Source organism: Vibrio sp. (assembly GCF_050299255.1).
Classification (GTDB): Bacteria; Pseudomonadota; Gammaproteobacteria; order Enterobacterales; family Vibrionaceae; genus Vibrio.
The window spans coordinates 43,173-63,240 of the sequence record NZ_JBNKVP010000012.1 but is presented as its reverse complement, the minus strand read 5'-3'; the positions used below and the strand labels follow the sequence as shown (position 1 = coordinate 63,240).

Genomic DNA, 20,068 nt, shown 5'->3' with positions numbered 1-20,068 from the left:
TACCGAGTGTGTCTGTAGGTTAAGGGTATCCTAAGCAGGCTGGCATGCAAGTCAAACCGATGGGCAAAATAACCTAGTTCAATTAATACCCTATCGGCGTATTTTGTGACATGCTCAATACAGCAGTGTTAAGACACTGCCTGGTTTAAAAAAGATTATGGATATATTTGTATGGATAGCACATCGCCAAAACTCTCCCTGCGTACTATTGAACCCAACGATTATCCCGAGCTCGCCGAATTGATGAATTTGGTTTTCCCCGATGTCGGGGGAGCCTGGCCTCGTATCACCATCATGGATTTGATCCATCAATTTCCCGATGGCCAAATTTGTATCGAATACGAAGGTAAGATCGTCGGCGCAGCATTGACGATAAAAGTAGACTACAACCGATTTTCCCTGCCTCACGTCTACACCGACATCATCAGCGAAAACAACGTCATTCAGAATCAGGTCACCGGGGACGCTATGTACGGGCTGGATGTCTTTGTCCACCCGGATTATCGTGGTCTCCGTCTGGGCCGGAGACTGTATGATGCGCGTAAGGAGCTGTGTCGTAACAAGAACTTTAAAGCCATTCTGGCCGGCGGTCGGATTCCCAACTATCACCAGTACGCTGATGAACTCAGCGTCACCGAATACATCGACAAGGTAAAACGGCGCGAACTGCATGACCCGATCCTCTCCTTTCAGCTCGCCAACGATTTTGACGTTAAACGTCTGATGCGCGGCTACCTGCCGGAAGACGATTCCTCGAAAGGCTACGCCACCTTGCTGGAGTGGGATAACTTCTTCTACGAGCCGGATATTCAGTCCGTCTACGACATAGAAAAGACCCTGGTCCGCATTGGGGTGGTACAGTGGCAGATGCGCCATATGCGCAACCTGGATGATCTGATGGATCAGGCCGAATTCTTTGTTTCATCGCTGTCTAACTACAAAGCGGATTTCGCGCTGTTTCCGGAATTTTTCAACGCCCCGCTGATGGGGCTGAAAAAAGATCAGAACTCAGTCGAAGCGATCCGCTCCCTGGCCGAATTCAGTGAAGAGATCAAAAACCGTTTTGCCCAGATGGCGGTAACCTACAACATCAATATTGTCGCTGGCAGCGTACCTGTGGTTGAAGACGACAAACTGTATAACGTCTCCTACCTGTTGCAGCGCGATGGTGAAATCAATGCCCAATACAAGATCCACATTACCCCGCACGAGGAGCGTGACTGGGTGATCGATGGCGGAGACAACGTGCAGGTATTTGAGACCGACGCTGGCCGGGTCGGGATAATGATCTGTTACGACAGTGAGTTCCCGGAACTGGGACGTAAAATGGCAGAGCAGGACGTCCAGATCATCTTTGTGCCGTTCTGGACCGACACCAAAAATGGCTACCAGCGGGTGCGGATTTGCTCTCAGGCCAGGGCGATTGAGAATGAGTGCTACGTCGCGATTGGTGGCAGTGTCGGCAACTTGCCCCGGGTGGACAACGTCGACATTCAGTACGCCCAGTCGGCGGTGTTTTCTCCGTCAGATATTTATTTCCCCCATGATGCCACGCTGACCGAAGCCAGCGCGAATACCGAAATGATAATTTTTGCTGACGTCGACTTGAGTAAACTAAAGCAACTCAATACCGAAGGCTCAGTAACTAACCTGCGTCACCGGCGGCTGGATCTGTACGGTGGCTTTACCGAGCCTAAATAACTGTTTTCAACAACCGCGGGCAGCAAAACGTCTGCGGTTGTTGAATCAGAAGCTTATCGTCAATCGCCGCTTTTCTCTCCCGCTATTCACTACTCTGCCCGTTGCTAATTGCTCTTGCTAAGGCAGGTTTGCTATTCTCCCTGTTTACTCAAGGCCGCCCTTTGCACCCGTTTTCCGTCAGATAGTCCGGCAATAAACTTTATTGCGACATCGCATGTCAGACAGGACAGGCATTGGAGGTTAATTTGTCTTTCAAAAATCACCACTATCCGGTAACTAGCTGATTTAAAATGAAACAAAAACCATCAAATTCGAAAGGTAAACCGGCATCCCATACCCCTATGATGCAGCAATACCTGAAACTGAAAGCGGAAAATCCCGATATTCTGCTGTTTTATCGCATGGGTGATTTTTACGAGCTGTTCTATGACGACGCCAAACGGGCGTCACACCTGCTGGATATCTCCCTGACCAAGCGCGGCGCCTCTGCCGGCGAGCCTATTCCTATGGCTGGCGTACCGTATCATGCCGTTGAGGGTTATCTGGCAAAACTGGTCCAACTGGGCGAATCCGTTGCGATTTGCGAACAGATTGGCGATCCCGCCACCAGCAAAGGCCCGGTTGAGCGCAAAGTAGTCCGCATTGTGACCCCGGGTACCGTGACCGATGAAGCGCTACTATCCGAGCGGGTCGATAACCTGATCGCGGCGATTTATCATCAGCAGGGGCGTTTTGGCTACGCCACGCTCGATATCACTTCGGGCCGGTTCCAGTTAATCGAGCCCGCCAGCGAAGAGGCGATGGCAGCCGAACTGCAACGCACTGCGCCACGTGAACTGCTGTTCCCGGAAGATTTCGAGCCGGTACAACTGCTCAGCCAGCGTAACGGTAACCGCCGGCGCCCGGTGTGGGAATTTGAACTCGACACCGCCAAACAGCAGCTCAACCAGCAGTTCGGCACCCGGGATTTAGTTGGCTTTGGCGTAGAACACGCTGCCTTAGGCCTGTGTGCCGCCGGCTGCCTGATCCAGTACGTCAAAGATACTCAGCGCACCGCCCTGCCCCATATCCGTTCGCTAACGTTGGACCGTCAGGATAATTCCGTGATCCTGGATGCGGCGACCCGGCGCAACCTGGAAATTACCCAGAATCTGGCAGGCGGCAGCGACAACACCCTGGCGGAAGTACTGGACAAAACCGCCACCCCGATGGGCAGCCGGATGCTAAAACGCTGGTTACATCAACCGATGCGTGCCCTGGACACCCTAAACCAACGCCTGGATGCCATCACTGAACTGAAACAGAGCAATCTGTTCGTTGATCTGCACCCGGCGCTGAAACAGATCGGCGACATCGAGCGGATCCTGGCCCGTCTGGCACTGCGTTCTGCCCGTCCACGCGATCTGGCCCGGCTGCGTAATGCGATGCAGCAACTGCCTGAGCTGGCTGAATTGCTGACGCCTCTGAAGCATCCTTACCTAGCGAAGCTGGCCGACTATGCCGCACCGATGGTTTCGGTGGCTGAGCTGCTTGAACGCGCCATCATCGACAATCCGCCGGTGGTGATCCGCGACGGCGGTGTCATCGCCCCCGGCTATGATGCAGAACTGGACGAGTGGCGTGACCTCGCCGATGGCGCAACAGACTACCTGAACCAGCTCGAACAGCAGGAGCGGGAACGGCACGGTATCGACACCCTTAAAGTGGGTTACAACAATGTGCACGGCTTCTTTATCCAGGTCAGCCGCGGTCAGAGCCATCTGGTGCCGCCCCACTATGTTCGCCGTCAAACACTCAAAAACGCCGAACGCTACATCATCAGCGAGCTGAAAGAGCACGAAGACAAAGTACTCAGCTCCAAGTCCAACGCCCTGGCGCTGGAAAAACGGCTGTGGGAAGAGCTGTTCGACCTGCTGCTGCCGCACCTGGAAGCCTTGCAGAATATGGCATCGGCCCTGTCGCAACTGGACGTGCTGCAAAACCTGGCCGAACGGGCCGAGAGCCTGGACTATTGTCGTCCGACCCTCAGCCAGCAGCCGGGTATCGACATTCTGGCTGGCCGCCATCCGGTGGTGGAACAGGTGATGGACGCCCCGTTTATTGCCAACCCGATCGAACTGAACGCCCAGCGCAGGATGCTGATCATTACCGGCCCCAATATGGGCGGTAAATCGACCTATATGCGCCAGACCGCACTGATCGCCCTGCTGGCCCACATCGGCGCGTATGTACCGGCAGAGTCCGCCACTATCGGTTGCATCGACCGTATCTTTACCCGCATCGGCGCCTCGGACGATCTGGCTTCAGGCCGCTCTACCTTTATGGTGGAAATGACTGAAACAGCCAATATCCTGCACAATGCTACCGCCAATAGCCTGGTATTGATGGATGAGATCGGCCGCGGTACCAGTACTTACGATGGTCTGTCTCTGGCCTGGGCCAGTGCCCAGTGGCTGGCCAAACAGATTGGTGCCCTGACACTGTTTGCCACCCACTACTTTGAGTTGACCGAACTGCCACACCAGTTGCCACACCTGGCGAATGTCCACCTCGATGCGGTTGAACATGGTGACAGTATTGCCTTTATGCACGCGGTACAAGAAGGGGCGGCCAGCAAATCGTACGGCCTGGCGGTCGCCGGGTTAGCCGGGGTGCCAAAGTCGGTGATCAAACAGGCCCGGGCCAAGCTAACCCAGTTGGAACAGCTCGGCCATCAGGCGCAGCTGTCCCCGCAGACGACAACACTGGCGAGCGACAACCAGCTCAGCCTGATCCCGGAGCCAAGTGAAGTGGAACAGGCGCTGAGCCAGCTCAATCCCGATGAGATGAGCCCGCGTCAGGCGCTGGAAGAGTTGTATCGGTTAAAACAGTTGCTGGCTTAGTCGCATGGCAACTGAATAACCGTTAGAGAGTAAAAAGGGCTGCATCGTGCAGCCCTTTGTTTATCGATCACTTGAATTTTTGCCCGGTTACAACTTACGCCGCAGTAACATCAGCGCCACGGTGAGGAAAACTATGCTCGGCATTATCGCGCCAAACGCCGGGGGAATATTGTATACCAAGCTAAGCGGGCCGAAGAACTCACTGGAAATATAGAAAGTGAATCCTGCGATCACGCCGGATAAAATTCGCGCCCCCATGGTCACACTGCGCAACGGACCAAAAATAAACGACAGCGCCATCAGCATCATCACCGCCACCGAGAACGGTTGGGTAATCTTGCGCCACAGGGCCAGCTCATAACGAGAGGCATCCTGCTCCGACTGTTTAAGGAAAGTCACGTAATCATACAAACCGCTCAGCGACAGTTCTTCCGGTTTCACCGTCACCACCGCCAGTTTGTCCGGGGCCAGCGTCGTCGTCCAGCGATAAGCCGGCAGACTCTGCTGGGACAGCTGCACTTCATCACGCACATCGGTGATCAGTACTTTATTCAACTGCCACTGGTTGTCTCCGGCATAATCGGCCGTTTCAGCAGTCAGTACGGTCTGCAGCTGTTTGTCTTCATTGAAACGCCACAGGTTGACCGCATACAGTTTGTCGTCGTCGATTTTACCGATAAAGATAAAGTCATTGGCATCACGGGCCCATACCCCGGTACGAATCGATAGCAGGTTACCGCCGGAGGTAGAGAACGAGCGTAAGTCCCGTGCCAGCTTCTGGGCCTGCGGCGCGCCCCACTGCCCCAGCAAGGTGATGATGATCATCAGTGGCACCGCAGTTTTCAGCACCGACATACCGATATTGAGTTTGGAATAGCCCGCCGCCTGCATCACCACCAGTTCCGAGCTGGACGCCAGCATGCCGAGACCAATCAAGGCACCTAACAGCGCCGCCATCGGGAAAAACATCTCGATATCGCGCGGAATACTCAGCAGCACAAACAGCAGCGCCTGCAGCAGGTCGTAACTGCCTTCACCCACTTTGCGCAGCTGCTCGACATATTTGATGATCGCCGACAGGCCAACAAACGTAGCCAGTACCAGCGACATGGTGGCGACAATCGTTCGGCCGATATACCAATCTAGAATCTTAAACACTGCTTAAGCCGCCCTTTTCTGTCTTATTTTATCTTTGAGACGTCGCACCGGAATACTGTCCATTGAGTTGACCACCAGCGCGGTGATCAGCAGCCCAAGGTTAATTGGCCACAAACCAATGAACGCCGGGATCGAACCATCTTCTAAGGCCGACTTGGTGGCACTAATGGCGAGAAAGTAAGTCAGATAAATCAGGATTGCCGGGCCCATCTTGGCAAAGCGCCCCTGACGCGGATTCACCGCCGACAGCGGCACCACCAACATGGTCAGCAGCGGAATACAGATCACCAGCGAAATACGCCACTGCAACTCCGCCTGCGCTTTCGGATCAGTGTTACCCATTAACTCCTGAGTCGGCAGCGCCTCCCAGTCACGACCTTTTTGCCGCACTTCACGCTGGCCGATGATCCCCTCGTACTGATTAAAACGGGTGACCATATAATCCAGCCGGGTGGGAATCGCTTCATAACGGACGCCATCGTTCATGCGAATGATCTGACGGCCGTCACTCAGTTCAACCACTTCTCCGGATTGTGAATAAGACACGCTCGGCAGAACCGAATCTCGCGGGCGCATCTGCGCAATAAAGATGTGCTTAAGTTTTTTGTCCTCAATATCGTCGATGAAAGCCACCGATGCGCCATCTGGCGTGCCCTGGAAATGGCCTTTTTTCAATAGATCGACATTGTTTTCCGCCTGCACCTGCTCCTGTAGCGCGGTGATACGGTCCTGGCTCCAAGGCGCCAGCCAAAAGGCGTTAAACGCGGCCGCCGTACCGGTTATGACCGCCAGGTAAAGCGCGGCCCGCACTAAAAACTTATTACCGATGCCAGTCGCATTCATCACGGTAATCTCACTCTCAGCATACAGACGGCTGAAGGTGAGCAAAATACCCAGAAACAGACTCAGTGGCAACATCAACAGCCCCATATAGGGCATACTCAACGCAACAAAATTCATCACCAGACCGGCAGGAATTTCACCATCTGAAGCATCCGCTAATACCCGTATCAGTCTCTGGCTCAAAAACACTAAAAATAGGATGAAAAATATCGCAAATTGGCTCTTTAGTGTTTCGCGGATCAAATATCTAACAATAATCACGCTGAAATTACCCACACAAAACTTGTATTTTTGATTGAATCACTATAGTTTCCCGTTGAACCTATTATTTTTTAAATTTTCTCTAACTGTTGGATAGCCTGGTTCAGGGTCAGTTCCGTCACCGGATTCAACCACTAAGTGCACCATTATCTAACATTTAGTTCTATTTGTCTTCAGGATGTAGGAGTACGCATGGAGTTCAGTGTAAAAAGTGGCAGTCCGGAAAAACAACGTAGCGCATGCATCGTTGTTGGGGTGTTCGAGCCACGTCGCCTTTCTCCCGTCGCCGAACAGCTGGATAAGATCAGTGATGGCTATATCAGTTCACTACTTCGCCGTGGTGATCTGGAAGGTAAACCCGGTCAGATGCTACTGCTGCATCAGGTACCTGGCGTATTGTCTGAACGTGTTTTGCTGGTCGGATGCGGCAAAGAGCGAGAACTGGGCGAACGTCAGTACAAAGAAATCATTCAAAAGACCATCAGCACTTTGAACGAAACCGGTTCAATGGAAGCGGTCTGCTTCCTGACTGAACTGCACGTCAAAGGCCGTGACACCTACTGGAAAGTTCGTCAGGCGGTTGAAGCGACTAAAGATGGCCTGTACACCTTTGACCAGTTCAAGAGCAGCAAACCGGAAACCCGTCGTCCGCTGCGCAAGCTGGTATTCAATGTGCCTACCCGCCGTGAACTGAACTTAGGTGAACGCGCCATTGCCCACGGCCTGGCAGTCTCGTCTGGTGTCAAAGCGGCTAAAGATTTGGGCAACATGCCACCAAATATCGCTAACCCGGCATATCTGGCTTCACAGGCCCGCCGTCTGGCTGACGATTACGACTCCATCTCGACCAAGATCATTGGCGAGCAGGAGATGGAAAAACTGGGTATGACTTCGTACCTGGCGGTTGGCCGTGGGTCGAAAAACGAATCCATGATGTCGGTCATCGAGTACACCGGTAACCCGGATGCTCAGGGCAAGCCTATCGTGCTGGTCGGCAAAGGGCTGACTTTCGATTCAGGCGGTATTTCACTTAAGCCAGGCGAAGGCATGGACGAAATGAAATACGACATGTGCGGCGCGGCCACTGTATTCGGTGCCATGAAAGCACTGGCGAAACTGAATCTGCCGATCAACGTGGTTGGCGTACTGGCCGGTTGTGAGAACATGCCTGGCAGCAACGCTTACCGTCCGGGTGATATTCTGACTACTATGTCGGGCCAAACCGTTGAAGTACTGAATACCGATGCCGAAGGCCGTCTGGTCTTGTGCGATGCCCTGACTTACGTTGAACGTTTTGAACCGGATTGTGTGGTCGACGTTGCAACGCTGACCGGCGCTTGTGTCATTGCCCTTGGTCACCACATCAGCGGCGTGATTTCCAACCACAACCCGCTGGCACACGAACTGATCAACGCCTCAGAGCAAGCCAGTGACCGCGCTTGGCGTCTGCCAATGGCCGATGAGTACCAGGAACAACTGAAGAGCCCGTTTGCTGACATGGCCAATATCGGCGGTCGCCCAGGCGGTACTATCACTGCCGGTTGTTTCTTGTCCCGCTTTGCCAAGAAATACAACTGGGCCCACATTGATATCGCCGGTACCGCATGGAAATCCGGTGCTGCCAAAGGCTCGACCGGTCGTCCGGTCTCAATGCTGGTGCAGTTCCTGCTTAACCGCAGCGGCCAGGATAGCGAAGAGTAAGCAATCCATGATAAAAAAGGGCCATCCGGCCCTTTTTTGTTACAGCCGAAACAAGGTATCCGATGCCCAACGCCAATTTTTATCTGATTCAGCCACAGTCGGCCCAAGCCAGCCAGAGCGGCTTTCATGACTATGTGCTCTACCTGGCCAAGCACTTTTCCGCCCAGGGGGCCAAAGTTTATCTTAACTGTCAGGATAAAACCGAGGCAGAACAACTGGCTGAACTGTTCTGGCAACTGCCAGTCGATCAGTTTGTCGCCCATAACCTGGTCGGTGAAGGCCCCAGATACGCCACACCGATTGAGATCGGCCACTGTCAAACCAGGCCGAGCTGGAACCGACAACTGGTGATAAATTTGGCTCAAACCGACACAACCTTTGCGAACCAGTTTAGTGAGGTGGTAGACTTCGTCCCTTGCGAAGAAAAAGCCAAGCAACTCGCCCGAGAAAGGTATAAAATCTACCGCCAGGCGGGCTATCAGCTCCAAACGATCGCAATTTCGTATCCATAGTCAAACTTTATAGTTAAGGCGATCTTGGTCAGATCCCTCACTTATAAAGTTTGGCAGTAAATAAACCAGCAAGATATCCATTTAAGAGCGCTATGGAAAAGACATACAACCCAACTTCAATCGAACAAGCTCTGTATCAGACTTGGGAAGAGCAAGGCTACTTTAAGCCCCACGGTGACACGACAAAAGATGCCTACAGCATTATGATCCCGCCACCGAACGTCACCGGCAGCCTGCATATGGGCCACGCGTTCCAAGACACCATTATGGATACCCTGATCCGTGCCGAGCGCATGAAAGGTCACAACACTTTGTGGCAGGTAGGTACCGACCACGCCGGTATCGCGACTCAGATGGTAGTTGAGCGTAAGATCGCCGCAGAAGAGAACAAAACCAAGCACGATTACGGCCGTGATGCCTTCATTGACAAAATCTGGGAATGGAAAGGCGAGTCTGGCGACACCATTACCAAACAGCTACGCCGTCTGGGCGCATCGGTAGACTGGGATCGTGAACGCTTCACTATGGATGACGGCTTCTACAAAGCGGTTCAGGAAGTGTTTGTCCGCCTGTACAAAGAAGACCTGATTTACCGTGGCAAACGCCTGGTAAACTGGGATCCGAAACTGCACACCGCCATTTCCGATCTGGAAGTGGAAAATAAAGACAAAAAAGGCCACATGTGGCACTTCCGCTACCCGCTGGCCGACGGAGCCAAGACCGCGGAAGGCAAAGAGTACATTGTGGTGGCAACCACTCGTCCGGAAACCATGCTGGGTGATACCGGTGTTGCTGTTAACCCGGAAGATCCTCGTTACAAAGATCTGATTGGTAAAGAGATCGTGCTGCCTATCGTCAACCGTCGCATCCCGATCGTAGGTGACGAGCACGCAGACATGGAAAAAGGCACCGGCTGTGTGAAAATCACTCCGGCACACGACTTTAACGACTACGAAGTCGGTAAACGTCACAACCTGCCAATGATCAATATTTTCACCTTTGACGCTAACGTGCGTGACGCAGCAGAAGTGTTCAACTCCAACGGTGAAGCCAGTGACGCCTACAGCTCAGAGTTACCGGTTAAATACCATGGCATGGAGCGTTTTGCGGCGCGTAAAGAGATCGTGGCAGAGTTTGAACTGCTGGGCCTGTTGGATGAAATCAAAGATCACGAACTGACTGTGCCTTACGGCGACCGTGGCGGCGTAGTCATCGAGCCGATGCTGACCGACCAATGGTATGTCCGGGCTGGTATTCTGGCTAAGCCTGCGGTTGAAGCGGTGGAAAACGGCGACATTCAGTTTGTGCCAAAGCAATACGAAAACATGTACTTCTCCTGGATGCGTGATATTCAGGACTGGTGTATCTCCCGTCAACTCTGGTGGGGTCACCGCATTCCTGCCTGGTACGATAACGACGGCAATGTCTACGTAGGCCGTAACGAAGATGAAGTACGTGCCGACAACAATATCGCCGCCGACGTGGCGCTGCGTCAGGACGATGACGTTCTGGATACCTGGTTCTCCTCCGCACTGTGGACTTTTGGAACTCAGGGCTGGCCGGAGCAGACTGACGCGCTGAAGACTTTCCACCCGACCGACGTACTGGTAACAGGTTTTGATATCATCTTCTTCTGGGTAGCCCGGATGATCATGATGACGCTGCATTTCGTGAAAGATGACAACGGCAAACCTCAGGTACCGTTCAAGACCGTTTACGTCACCGGCCTGATCCGTGATGAAAACGGCGACAAGATGTCGAAATCGAAAGGTAACGTGCTGGATCCGATCGACATGATCGACGGCATCGATCTGGAGTCACTGGTAGAGAAGCGCACCGGTAACATGATGCAGCCTCAACTGGCAGCCAAGATCGAGAAAAACACGCGTAAAACGTTTGAAAGCGGCATCGAAGCTTATGGTACCGACGCACTGCGCTTTACCCTGGCAGCGATGGCCTCGACCGGCCGTGACATCAACTGGGACATGAAGCGTCTGGAAGGTTACCGCAACTTCTGTAATAAACTGTGGAACGCCAGCCGCTATGTACTGATGAACACCGAAGAGCAGGATTGTGGTTTTAACGGTGGTGAGCTGGAATACTCACTGGCAGACAAGTGGATCGAATCTCAGTTTGAACTGGCGGCAAAAGCGTTCAACGAGCACATCGACAACTTCCGTCTCGATATGGCCGCCAACACCATTTATGAGTTTATCTGGAACCAGTTCTGTGACTGGTATCTGGAGCTGACCAAGCCAGTTCTGTGGAAAGGTACTGAAGCGCAGCAACGCGGTACCCGCCGCACGCTGATCACGGTACTGGAGAAGACCCTGCGTCTCGCTCATCCGGTGATCCCGTACATTACCGAAACCATCTGGCAGAGCATCAAGCCGCTGGTTGACGGTGTGGAAGGTGAAACCATTATGCTGCAGGCACTGCCTCAGTATGATGCCGCCAACTTCAACCAGGACGCCCTGGATGATATCGAGTGGGTGAAAGCCTTTATCACCAGTATCCGTAACCTGCGCGCCGAATACGACATCAACCCGGGTAAACCTCTGGAAGTAATGCTGAAAGCGGCCAGCGACAAAGACGCAGCCCGTCTGGAAGCGAACAAGCAAGTACTGGTTTCTCTGTCAAAACTGGAAAGCGTACGCGTACTGACAGCTAGCGAAGCTACTCCGGCTTGCGCCACTGCACTAGTCGGTAAATCTGAGCTGATGATCCCGATGGCAGGCCTGATCGATAAAGACGCCGAGCTGGATCGTCTGGCCAAAGAGATTGCCAAAACCGAAGGTGAAATCAAGCGTATCGAAGGCAAACTGGGCAACCAGGGCTTTGTTGCCAAAGCACCGGAAGCGGTGGTTGCTAAAGAACGCGAGAAGCTGGAAGGTTATAAAGAGACCCTGACCAAGCTGGAAGAGCAGAAAGTGACTATCGCGGCACTGTAATCACGGCAACTTTTGCTCACTAGCAGTAAAACAGATAAGGCAGCCAATTGGCTGCCTTCTTTATTTCTGCTGTGTTGTCACTGTTTAGGCTTAAACCACCCGGTTCTGCCGCTCACCACGCGCAAACGCAGCAATATTGTCGATCAGTATGTTGGCCAGTTGCTGGATGGCAGAATCACTGCCCCAGGCAACATGAGGGGTGAGCAACAGATTCGGCAGGTCACAATTAACCAGTAGCGGATTACCTGGCTCAGGCGGCTCTGAAGTAAACACATCGACCCCGGCGCCGGCAATTTGGCCTTTCTGCAGTGCTGTCACCAGCGCCTGCTCATCAACCAACCCGCCCCGTCCGGCATTGATCAACAGTGCACTCCGCTTCATCAGTACCAGTTCAGCTTCACCGATCAGGTTACGGGTCTGTTCCGTCAGCGGACAGTGCAAGCTGATCGCGTCGGCCGTTTTCAATACCTGTTCAAATGGCAGGTAACCGTCACGACAAGTGGTAGCACCTTTGCGCTCAGCAAACAGCACCTGCATACCCAGCGCGCGGGCAAGAGCCGCCGTCGCCTGGCCCAGCGCCCCACTACCGATAATACCCAGGGTACTGCCGGCGATATCACCAATCGGATGAGTAAAGAAACAGAACTGTCCCTGCCGCTGCCATTCACCAGCGGCAATATCCTGGTGATAACCCACCAGGTTACGTCTCAACGCGAACAGCATGGCGATCACATGTTCCGGTACCGAACGGGTGGCATAACCCTGCACGTTAGTCACGGCAATATTGTTCGCTTTACAGTACTCAATATCGACATTGTTGACCCCGGTCGCGGAGACGGCGATCAGCTTAAGCTGCTCCAGTTGCGACAACACACTGGCGTCCAAGACCACCTTGTTGGTGATGATGATATCCGCATCCTCGATCCGCTCGAGCAACTGCTCCGGCTGGGTGTAGTCGTATTCCATCCACTGATGCTGGAAAGGCAGGTGCGGCAGATGGATGTGGCCGGGAATGGTCGCCCGGTCAAGAAACACCACTTTAATTAACGGCATAACAACTCCTTGTCCTGAGACGCTCCGCTTGCGTCCTTAAGGTTTCGGCAAACTTTTATAATCCGGTAATTTACGCTCCGGGTCAAAGTAGTCGAAGATCATCTCTTCGCCTTCTGGATAAAAATCGCAGCGAACAAACAGACTGCGTAGCCAGTGACTACGCGGGTGATAAAAGCTCAGTTCGGCAGCGTGCAGTTCCAGCCGTGAAGAAAACGCCAACGCCTCCGCCGTGGCATAAAATTCGTCGCCAACGATCGGATGACCCAGTGCCTGCATGTGCACCCGCAGCTGATGAGAGCGGCCGGTGATCGGCAGCAAACGGACGATACTGGTTTTCGCTTCGCGCTTAACAACCTGATAAAGCGTTCTGGCCGGCTTGCCCTGCTCCAGACAGACTTTCTGCCTGGGCCGGTTCGGCCAGTCGCAAATCAGCGGCAAATCCACTTCGCCCTGCTCTTGCTCTAAATGGCCCCAAACCCGGGCGTAATAGACTTTATGGGTTAACCGGTACTGGAACTGCTTTTTCAGCGCCCCTTCAGCCCGTTTGTTTTTCGCCAGTACCATCAGACCAGACGTCGACATATCTAACCGGTGTACCACCTGAATATCCGGATGATCCTGCTGCAGGCGGCTCCAGATACTGTCGTGATGCTCTGGCAATCGTCCGGGCACCGACAGCAACCCCGACGGTTTGTTGACCGCCAGAATGTGGTCATCTTCATACACCACCTCAATCCAGGGGTCAGTGGGCGGGTGGTACTCAGTCATTGCCATTAACGTTATCTCTTGGAAAAAAACGGCGCATTATAACAAGACCTGAGCCCGGCTGTTAGTCACCATGGGCCAATGGTTTAACTGTGGTAGAAAACAGCTCCTGCCAATCGTACATTAAACTGACAGCCAGAACCGCTATGGCCGTTATGATAGAAATCGAGATTAAGAAAAGGCCTTCCCGCTGGAAGGCCTTTTCTTGGCTATAGGGACGAACAGAACTAGCCGTTGTGCGTCACAACAATCAGACGCAATGAATCAAGCTGATACTGTGCCTGGCTGATATAGCCGGCCAGTTGGTCTATTTGCTGCTCGATCGCCTCCAGCTCTTCATCACGAATATTCGGGTTCACCGCCTTGAGCGCCTGCAGCCGCTCCAGCTCTGCATTCAGATTGTGCTGCATCTCCTGGCGGGCGCGCTCGCGCACCTCAGTCACTTTATCAACAATCTGTGAGTTCCCTTGCTCAATCAGGGTGTGGATCTGAGCCTGAACCGAGCTGACCAGCTTACTGGCCAGCTGGCGGTTAACCGGACTGAGCTGACGGTTGAACGACTCAAACTCGACCTGGCTAGAAAGATCGTTGCCGCGGCCATCAAGTATCATGCGGATCGGCGTAACCGGCAGGAAACGGCTGATACCACTCTGCTTCGGTGCCTGGGCATCCACTTTGTACACCAGCTCCAGCAGAATAGTTCCCACCGGCAGCGCTTTGTTTTTCAGCAGCGAAACCGCCGAGGTACCGACCCCTTCACTCATCAGCAGATCGATCCCGCCCTGGATCATCGGGTGCTCCCAGCTGATGAAGTGCATATCTTCACGAGACAGCGCCGTATCACGATCAAAGGTGATGGTCGCGCCTTCATAAGGCAGACCCGGATAGCTCGGCACCATCATATGCTCAGATGGCGTCACCACCAGAGCGTTCTCCCCTTTGTCATCCTGATTCAGGCCGATGGTATCAAACAGGCTGAGTGCGAACGTCACCAGGTTGGTATCACCGTCGGTAGATTCAATCCGCTCAACTATCTGCTGCGCCTGCTCACCACCGTTGGAATGCATTTCCAGCAGGCGGTCACGGCCGTGCTCCAGCTCCTGCTTCAGCGTTCGGGTCAGCTTGGCAGACAGGTCGATCACCTCATCCAGCTCGCCGCTGTCACCACTGGCCAGCATCTCGATCAAACGTTCAGAATACTGGTCGTACACCGCCCGGCCAGTCGGACAGGTTTCGGCAAACGCATTTAACCCTTCGGCATACCAGCGGGCCAGAATCACCTGGACGGTATCCTCAAGGTAAGGTACATGAATATCGATATCCCGCAGCTGGCCGATTCGGTCAAGACGACCAATGCGCTGCTCCAGCAGGTCCGGGTTGAACGGCAGATCAAACATCACCAACTGGTTAGCAAACTGGAAGTTGCGCCCTTCGGAACCAATCTCGCTACAGATCAGCACCTGGGCGCCACCTTCTTCCTGGGCGAAATACGCGGCCGCTTTGTCCCGCTCAATAATCGACATACCTTCGTGGAATACGGTGGCACGAATGCCTTCGCGCTCTCGCAAAGCCTGTTCCAGTTGCAGCGCGGTGTTGGCCCGCGAAGCGATCACCAGGATTTTCTCACTGCGTTTGGCTTTCACTTTGTCGATCAGCCAGTTGACCCGCGGGTCAAACTGCCACCAGCTGGAACTTTCACCTTCAAACTCCTGGAACAGCTCTTCAGGATAGAGATTTTTCAGTGCCCGCGCTTCCAACGGCATCGGGCCGCCGAGCATATTGGCCACCCGCATAGAGGTCTGATACTGGCTTGGCAGTGGCATCGGCATTAAATGCACCTGACGTACCGGGAAGCCCTTGACCGCCGCCCGAGTGTTGCGGAACAGTACCCGCCCGGTACCATGCCGGTCCATCAGGTTATCGATCAGCTCCTGACGCGCCTCGGCTTTTTCTTCGCCGTCGGCCTGGCTTTCTAAGGTGCGGAACATCGGCTCCACATCCTGTTCGGACAGCAATTCGCCGATCTGGTTTTTGGCCTGATCCGTTAATGGCTGGCCACTGAACAGGGCGCTGATGGCATCGGCTACCGGCGCGTACTGGCTCTCTTCTTCGACAAACGCGGCATAATCGTAGAAACGATCCGGGTCAAGCAGGCGCAAGCGGGCAAAATGGCTCTCCCGGCCCAGTTGCTCCGGGGTTGCGGTCAGCAGCAGTACGCCAGAGGTGCGTTCGGCCAGCGCTTCCACCAGCTGATATTCCCGGCTTGGTGCCTGTTGGCTCCACTCCAAGTGGTGCGCTTCATCCACCACCAGCAGATCCCAGTCGCCTTCCAGCGCCTGTTCAAAGCGATGACGGCTGTGACGCAGAAACTCCAGTGAGCAGAGCACCAGTTGTTGGGTATCAAACGGGTTATCCGCATCAGTAACCGCTTCCACACAGCGCTCTTCATCAAAAATAGAAAAATGCAGGTTAAAGCGGCGCATCATCTCCACCAGCCACTGGTGCTGCAGGGTTTCCGGCACCACGATCAGAATCCGCTCGGCGCGACCGGTCAGCACCTGCTGATGGATAATCATGCCGGCTTCAATGGTTTTGCCCAGGCCCACTTCGTCAGCCAGCAGCACTCGCGGCGCGTAACGACGTCCCACTTCATGGGCGATAAACAGTTGATGCGGGATCAGGCCGGCACGCATGCCACATAAGCCACGCATCGGGCTCTTGTGCTGCTCATATTGGTTCATAAGTGCACGATAACGGAGCACAAAGTTGTCCATACGATCGATTTGACCGGCAAACAGCTTATCCTGAGGTTTATTGAAACGGATCTGATTGCTGAGCATGATCTCACGCAGCAGCACCGCTTGCTGATTATCTTCGCGGACACCCTGATAACTGAGCACGCCGTTCTCTTCCAGTACCTGTTCAACCACAAGGCTCCAGCCTTCCTGGCTTTCGACCACATCACCACGATTAAATATTACTCGGGTCACCGGGGCATCATTACGGGCATAGACACGATTTTCTTCCGATGCGGCAAACATCAGTGTGACGGTGCGGGCATCCATTGCCACTACGGTACCTAAACCCAGATCGCTTTCCGTATCACTTATCCAGCGTTGACCCAAAGCAAATGTCATCGATCGACTACCTCATTCTTAGTTTTGTCTTATTATCTTAGCCGCTGTCAGTTCTGGCTACAGCGTCTACGCGCGGAAATCCGACGGATGTCAGACAGCCGCGAAAAAGGTCGCTCATCTTACTGCAAGCCGTGATATGGGTCACGTATAAAGCCACTTATCGACCGGTTTTTTTGCCCGTCTTCAAACTGTCATATTTTCGTGGCATTGCTAACAGTGTGTGTTGCACAGCATGGCATATACTCTAGGTGAGTGTGCTGCGCCCGCCCTGTTCCAGATTGGCATAGCGCATGCATAGTCATAAGCTAGTTCAACACCAGGTTGCAGAATGTCGGACCCAGTCATTCGCGCCAGCGGAACATGGCGTCCAACCCCTTCTGCAAACAGCGATTGCTAAGCTGCCGCCAGACGGCAAGGAGACGCTTATGGCCGACACCGATCGGAAACTGTTTGTACTCGACACCAATATCCTTCTTCACGAACCTTTTGCTATTTACTCCTTCCAAGAACATGACGTGGTCATTCCGATGACCGTCCTCGAAGAATTAGACCGAATCAAAGACAGCAAGCGCGACGTCGCCCGCGATGCCCGGGTCGCCATCCGGGCACTGGAAGACTTTTTTAAAGACGCCACGCCAGAGGCCATCTCTGAAGGTATCCCTATTAACAAGGAGTCAGCTCAAACCGGACATATCTCTATCCTGGCCGATTTCCAACTGCAGGAAACGGTGAAAGCGTTTGCTGATAAGGCCGGCGACAACCGTATCCTCAATGCTGTGCTCAACCTGCAGACCAAACGGGCGCCAAGGGATGTGGTCCTGGTGACCAAAGATATCAACATGCGGCTGCGCGCCAAGGGGGCCGGGGTCCGCTACGTGGAAGATTACCGTACCGATCAACTGATAGACGATGTGCAGTACCTGACCAAGGGCTTCCAGCAGGTCGAAGGCGAGTTCTGGAGCCGAATCGATCAGGTCGACAGTCAGACATTGGGCGGTTATACCTACCACACCATTGCGCGGGCACCATTTGAACCGACCTACATCAACCAGTATGTACTGGATGAAAAAAGCGACTTTGCCGGCCGGGTCGAACGAGTCGACAGTGAAACGTTAACCGTGCGCGATCTCAGCCGGGAAAGGATGATGCACCGCCGGGCCTGGGACATCACTCCGAAAAATATCTATCAGGCGATGGCCATGGACGCTCTGCTTGATACTGATATCGACCTGGTGATCCTGACCGGTGCCGCCGGTAGCGGTAAAACCCTGCTGGCGATGGCGGCGGCGCTGGAACAGACGATAGAGAAAGGTATGTTCGATAAGATCATCGTCACCCGCAATACCCCGGACATCGGCGAGTCGATCGGCTTTTTACCTGGCACCGAAGAGGAGAAAATGATGCCCTGGCTGGCCGCGGTCACCGATACCCTGGAAGCGCTGCACAAAAATGACCACTGCACTGAAGGCTCACTCAAGTACATTTGTGATAAAGCCAACATTCAGTTTAAGTCGATCAACTTTATGCGCGGACGCTCAATCCAGAATGCCTTTGTGCTGCTCGACGAATGTCAGAACCTGACGGCGTCGCAGATCAAAACCATCATTACCCGCTGCGGCGAAGGCACCAAAATTGTCTGTTCCGGCAACCTGGCGCAGATTGACTCTCACTATCTGACTCCGGTGACATCCGGTCTTACCTACATGGTAGAAAGGTTCAAAAACTTCGAAGGCAGTGCCAACATTCACCTCAATGGCGTGGTTCGCAGCCGGCTGGCCGAGTTCGCTGAAGAGAATTTATAATCACAATTAGCGAGATATTATTTATATCTCGCTCTTTTTACAAAATAATTATTCACATTTACGCCATTTTTATGTTTTACTAGCCCTATTCATAATCCCCTGACAAAGGACTGAGGTATGGCTTTTAACCTACGTAATCGCAATTTCCTAAAATTACTCGACTTCACCCCGAAAGAGATTCAGTTTCTGCTTGAGCTGTCGGCTGAACTGAAAAAAGCCAAATACGCCGGTAGCGAGCAGCCTCGCCTGAAAGGAAAAAACATCGCGCTGATCTTTGAAAAGTCTTCTACCCGAACCCGCTGCGCGTTTGAAGTCGCCGCTTTCGACCAAGGTGCCCAGGTTTCTTACATTGGTCCGTCAGGCTCTCAGATCGGCCATAAAGAGTCGATGAAGGACACCGCACGGGTGCTGGGCAGAATGTACGACGGCATAGAGTACCGCGGATTTGGCCAGTCTATCGTTGAAGAGCTGGGGCAATACGCTGGCGTACCGGTGTGGAACGGCCTGACCAACGAATTCCACCCGACCCAAATCCTGGCCGACTTCCTGACCATGCTGGAGCACGGCCGCGGCAAACAGCTGCATCAAATCAGCTTTGCCTACCTGGGCGATGCACGCAATAACATGGGCAACTCCCTGCTGGTCGGCGCGGCCAAGATGGGGATGGACATCCGACTGGTGGCACCGAAACAGTTCTGGCCCGAAGCTGACCTGGTGGCCGAGTGTCAGCAGATAGCTGAGCAGACTGGCGCTTCAATCCTGCTGACCGAAGATGTCAGCGAAGGCGTTGCCGGGTGTGACTACCTGTACACCGATGTCTGGGTCTCGATGGGCGAAGCGCCGGAAGCGTGGGATGAACGGGTCGCATTAATGACCCCTTACCAGGTTAACCAGCAAGTGATGAATAAAACCGGCAATCCGCACGCGAAATTTATGCACTGCCTGCCGGCGTTCCATAACGATGAAACCACGGTCGGCAAACAGGTAGCTGAAAAATACGGTATGAACGGGCTGGAAGTGACCGAAGAGGTGTTTGAGTCGGAAAATTCCATCGTGTTTGACCAGGCGGAAAACCGCATGCACACCATCAAAGCGGTAATGGTTGCGACGCTGGGTGATTAACCTTAAAAATTACCAGACTAAAGCTTGATGCAATCGCTTGCGCTCAAATTAGTTAGGCGTATAATGCTCCGCAATTTGTCTGGAGATAGCGATAATGACCCGTCAATTGCGTTCGAAAATACGCTCAGTTGCTGCTAAGCCGATTGGCTTATTAACCGTCGTTATTGCTGTTTCTAATGA

General features: G+C 53.5%; 12 protein-coding genes. 7 read left to right on the top strand and 5 right to left on the bottom strand.

The window, feature by feature from the left end:
• The first annotated feature begins 171 nt into the window (after positions 1-171).
• Positions 172-1,701, top strand: coding sequence for a GNAT family N-acetyltransferase (locus tag ACQY6F_RS05845; RefSeq protein WP_428772895.1), 1,530 nt, complete (start codon positions 172-174; stop codon positions 1,699-1,701).
• 290 nt (positions 1,702-1,991) lie between these two features.
• Positions 1,992-4,583: a DNA mismatch repair protein MutS gene (mutS, locus tag ACQY6F_RS05840; protein WP_428772894.1), complete on the top strand. Its 2,592-nt coding sequence runs from the start codon at positions 1,992-1,994 to the stop codon at positions 4,581-4,583.
• Positions 4,584-4,670: 87 nt separating this feature from the next.
• Here mutS and lptG read toward each other — a convergent pair whose 3' ends face one another.
• Both lptG and lptF read right to left on the bottom strand, forming a co-directional pair.
• Positions 4,671-5,741: an LPS export ABC transporter permease LptG gene (gene lptG / locus ACQY6F_RS05835; RefSeq protein ID WP_428772893.1), complete on the bottom strand. Its 1,071-nt coding sequence runs from the start codon at positions 5,739-5,741 to the stop codon at positions 4,671-4,673.
• 3 nt (positions 5,742-5,744) lie between these two features.
• Complete coding sequence (gene lptF / locus ACQY6F_RS05830; protein ID WP_428772892.1) at positions 5,745-6,845, bottom strand: LPS export ABC transporter permease LptF; 1,101 nt, start codon at positions 6,843-6,845, stop codon at positions 5,745-5,747.
• 192 nt (positions 6,846-7,037) lie between these two features.
• Here lptF and pepA point away from each other — a divergent pair, with 192 nt between their 5' ends.
• The 3 genes from pepA to ACQY6F_RS05815 all read left to right on the top strand — a co-directional run bounded on the left by pepA (position 7,038) and on the right by ACQY6F_RS05815 (position 12,009).
• Entirely contained in the window at positions 7,038-8,546 is a 1,509-nt protein-coding gene (pepA, locus tag ACQY6F_RS05825; RefSeq protein ID WP_428772890.1) for a leucyl aminopeptidase, read from the top strand.
• Positions 8,547-8,608: 62 nt separating this feature from the next.
• Entirely contained in the window at positions 8,609-9,058 is a 450-nt protein-coding gene (locus ACQY6F_RS05820; protein ID WP_428772889.1) for a DNA polymerase III subunit chi, read from the top strand.
• A gap of 92 nt (positions 9,059-9,150) precedes the next feature.
• Positions 9,151-12,009 carry a valine--tRNA ligase gene (locus ACQY6F_RS05815; RefSeq protein ID WP_428772888.1) on the top strand — a complete coding sequence of 953 codons (2,859 nt, stop codon included), beginning with the start codon at positions 9,151-9,153 and terminating at the stop codon, positions 12,007-12,009.
• A 90-nt stretch (positions 12,010-12,099) separates the two neighbouring features.
• Here ACQY6F_RS05815 and ACQY6F_RS05810 read toward each other — a convergent pair whose 3' ends face one another.
• The 3 genes from ACQY6F_RS05810 to rapA form a co-directional block, all read right to left on the bottom strand.
• A complete protein-coding gene (locus ACQY6F_RS05810; protein ID WP_428772886.1) occupies positions 12,100-13,062 on the bottom strand; it encodes a D-2-hydroxyacid dehydrogenase in 963 nt (320 codons plus the stop codon).
• Between the two features lie 36 nt (positions 13,063-13,098).
• Positions 13,099-13,836 carry a bifunctional tRNA pseudouridine(32) synthase/23S rRNA pseudouridine(746) synthase RluA gene (rluA, locus tag ACQY6F_RS05805; protein WP_428772884.1) on the bottom strand — a complete coding sequence of 246 codons (738 nt, stop codon included), beginning with the start codon at positions 13,834-13,836 and terminating at the stop codon, positions 13,099-13,101.
• Positions 13,837-14,054: 218 nt separating this feature from the next.
• Entirely contained in the window at positions 14,055-16,964 is a 2,910-nt protein-coding gene (rapA, locus tag ACQY6F_RS05800) for an RNA polymerase-associated protein RapA (protein ID WP_428772882.1), read from the bottom strand.
• Between the two features lie 425 nt (positions 16,965-17,389).
• Here rapA and ACQY6F_RS05795 point away from each other — a divergent pair, with 425 nt between their 5' ends.
• Both ACQY6F_RS05795 and ACQY6F_RS05790 read left to right on the top strand, forming a co-directional pair.
• The gene (locus ACQY6F_RS05795) at positions 17,390-18,766 is read left to right on the top strand and encodes a PhoH family protein (protein WP_428772881.1); all 1,377 of its coding nucleotides are present in this window, start codon (positions 17,390-17,392) and stop codon (positions 18,764-18,766) included.
• Between the two features lie 117 nt (positions 18,767-18,883).
• Positions 18,884-19,888 carry an ornithine carbamoyltransferase gene (locus ACQY6F_RS05790; RefSeq protein WP_428772880.1) on the top strand — a complete coding sequence of 335 codons (1,005 nt, stop codon included), beginning with the start codon at positions 18,884-18,886 and terminating at the stop codon, positions 19,886-19,888.
• Positions 19,889-20,068 lie beyond the last annotated feature (180 nt).